This is a genomic window from Bacillus sp. FG16 (assembly GCF_057809515.1).
In genome coordinates this window covers 1-1,286 of record NZ_JBMDKC010000256.1, presented here as the reverse complement: position 1 = coordinate 1,286, position 1,286 = coordinate 1, and the positions used below count along the sequence as shown (strand labels likewise).

Genomic DNA, 1,286 nt, shown 5'->3' with positions numbered 1-1,286 from the left:
GTTAGAAAAGGTTATGAATAGGCTTACGAATAAGAAGAAACAAGAGGATATAAAACTTGTCCTGACATTAGGTGAGAAAGTAGTAGTTAAATCTATTGTTGAGAATACAGCGGATTCAATCCAAGGTCGCGTAGTTAAAGGGAGTGAGATAAATGAAACTAGATAAACAAGAACAAGCGGTTGCAATTGGTACTTTCATTTCGATGCTGGGGCAAGATTTTGTAAATGAGCGTATCGATAAACAGAAATTAGAAAGTGTACTGCCTATTTTTAATGAAATGCAAGATAATACAACACCCAAGCAAAAGAGAGAAGCGATGATCAGTTTGCTTGGTAAAGTGGTGCATGAATTTTTGGAAAAGTAACCATAAAAAAAAGGAAAAGTAATTCGTATTGGGGACGAATTACTTTTCCGGATGACAATGTTAACTCTATTATAACAATTTGTATTTATTTGTAAATGTATAATCGGAATATTCTTTCTAATAAGGCGATTATATTACAAGACTTGGAGCCTGTTCAAGACAAAGGCTACGATTGTTTATATGTAACAGTAAATGCATAACTGGAGGAATAAAGGTGTTGTGGTTATTAGTTTATATGATGATTGGTATGGTGTATGTATCGGTTCAAATGCGCCCTATTTTACAGAAGGTGCTGAAAGAAGAGGAGGACGATGAGAAAGGAGAAGCAAACACGATTGCCGTTGCACTTATTCTCATTTGTTTGTTTACACCATTATGGCCAGCATTTTTGACGTTCAGAGTGATAAAGCTATGTAGTAAAGACGGTGGCACAAGTGCCAAGTAAACCCATGAAGCCATGCGCTTCACCAATGTGTGCAGCGTTAACGAGGGGCAAGTACTGCAGTAAACATCAAGATAAGGTACAGGATAGCGCCAGACACTATGATAAATACATACGAAATAAAAGCTCACGTTCCTTCTATAACTCAAGATTGTGGAAGGATATGCGTGAGCTTATGTATCGTAGAGATCATGGCTTATGTGTTCAATGTAGAAGCAAGGGCATTATCAAGATAGGTGATGTAGTCGATCATATCATTCCGATTCGTGTTGATTGGTCCAAACGATTAGAACCGACTAATTTACAAACACTCTGTCATGCTTGCCATAACAAGAAAACAAAAGAAGATGAGAAGAAAAACAGAGAATGATTGGAAAGAAAAAATTCACAAACACCCCCCACCATAAAAAAGCAAGTCATGGCGCCCTGGAGACCGCAGTCCAGCTTTCTGCGTAAAAAATTCGTTTTATTTGGTAAAA

Annotated in this window: 3 protein-coding genes; all 3 read left to right on the top strand. The window is 37.2% G+C overall.

The features are described 5' to 3' along the window. Positions 1-152 precede the first annotated feature (152 nt). The 3 genes from ACODS7_RS32075 (at position 153) to ACODS7_RS32065 (ending at position 1,177) form a co-directional block, all read left to right on the top strand. A complete protein-coding gene (locus ACODS7_RS32075; RefSeq protein ID WP_243168912.1) occupies positions 153-365 on the top strand; it encodes a hypothetical protein in 213 nt (70 codons plus the stop codon). Between the two features lie 214 nt (positions 366-579). Continuing rightward, a complete protein-coding gene (locus tag ACODS7_RS32070) occupies positions 580-810 on the top strand; it encodes a hypothetical protein (protein ID WP_243168911.1) in 231 nt (76 codons plus the stop codon). After that, complete coding sequence (locus ACODS7_RS32065; protein WP_243168910.1) at positions 800-1,177, top strand: HNH endonuclease; 378 nt, start codon at positions 800-802, stop codon at positions 1,175-1,177. The genes ACODS7_RS32070 and ACODS7_RS32065 overlap by 11 nt, the downstream gene beginning before the upstream one ends. Positions 1,178-1,286 lie beyond the last annotated feature (109 nt).